The 1,135-nt window shown below is 58.8% G+C and carries 1 protein-coding gene; it reads right to left on the bottom strand.

Annotated elements, in window-relative coordinates; genetic code table 11:
• A partial coding sequence (locus B058_RS0107805) for a methyl-accepting chemotaxis protein (protein ID WP_018507915.1) occupies positions 1-875 on the bottom strand: 875 nt, incomplete at its 3' end.
• Positions 876-1,135 lie beyond the last annotated feature (260 nt).

Below are 1,135 nucleotides of genomic sequence, written 5' to 3'. Positions count from 1 at the left end.
TCGGCGTTGCCAGAAGCAATCTCCCGTGAGGCAACGGCAATGGTCTCGGTGCCGGTCCGTACCTGGCCAACGATGGTCACCAGGCTGGCGTTCATATTCTTCAAGGCCTGCAAAAGCTGGCCGATCTCATCATTGGAACGCACCTCGATCGTCTGCGTCAGGTCGCCGGCAGCGACGCTCTCAGCCAGGCGCAGCGCTTCATTCAGCGAGCGGGAAATCATACGGATCAGCCAGTAGCCGATGAGGCCTGCCAGCAGCACGCCAAACGCAATGGCGGCGATGGACACGTTGCGCACCAGGGCATAACGCGCCTGCGATGCTTCGAATTCGCGCTTGGCCACATCCAGCTGAAGCTGGTTCAGCGCTTCCATGCTTTTCTGCACGGGAGGGTAAGCCTGGGTAAGCGGTCCCTGCAACAGTTCACTGGCCTGCTGGAAGTCGTGGGCGCGCAAAGCCGCCAGGGCGGGGATCATGCCCGTACGACCGTAGGTCCTGCGGTTGGCATCGAATTCGTCGGCGAGCTTCTTTTCCGCGGGCGTCAGATAGGTGCCCAGATAGGCCTTCCAGAAGGTCTCGATCTCCTTGATCGTGGTGCCGACCTCCTCGACTTTCTTGTCGACGATCGAGACGTCATCGGGGAATGCCGACAACTGGCCTGCAGTGACGCTGGACAGCGTGATCTGGTTCTGGTTGACCAACATGGATATGCGCGCCAATTGCCCCAGCGCAACCGTCCTGTCTTCGTAGACGGATTTGAGTGCGCCATTGGTGGAATTGAGGCTGGTCAGCCCCAGGATTCCGATGCCGACCAGCAGCACGGACAGGAATCCGATCACGAAAACCAGCCGCGACTTGATACTCAGATTTGCCAGCATTTCAATTACTCCTTTTCACTCACTCCAGACCGTCGAATCCGGGACCTGCCTGGTCAGCACAGCTGAAACTTCGTAAAGAACCTTATCGATACAGCGTTCAACAGCTTGAAATAATTGATGCTCTGGCTCTACCCTTCTTACAGGTCCGGATAACCGTGCAAGCAGTCAGAACTCTTCCCATTCGTCGTTGCCGCCGCCGGCGACCGCCAGCTTCTTCGGCCGGGCAGCCGTAGCCGGCACGGCAACCGGTTTGCCCCCCT

This window comes from Thiobacillus thioparus DSM 505, from assembly GCF_000373385.1.
GTDB lineage: Bacteria > Pseudomonadota > Gammaproteobacteria > Burkholderiales > Thiobacillaceae > Thiobacillus > Thiobacillus thioparus.
The sequence above is the reverse complement of the archived record's forward strand: the minus strand, read 5'-3'. Positions and strand labels throughout refer to the sequence as shown.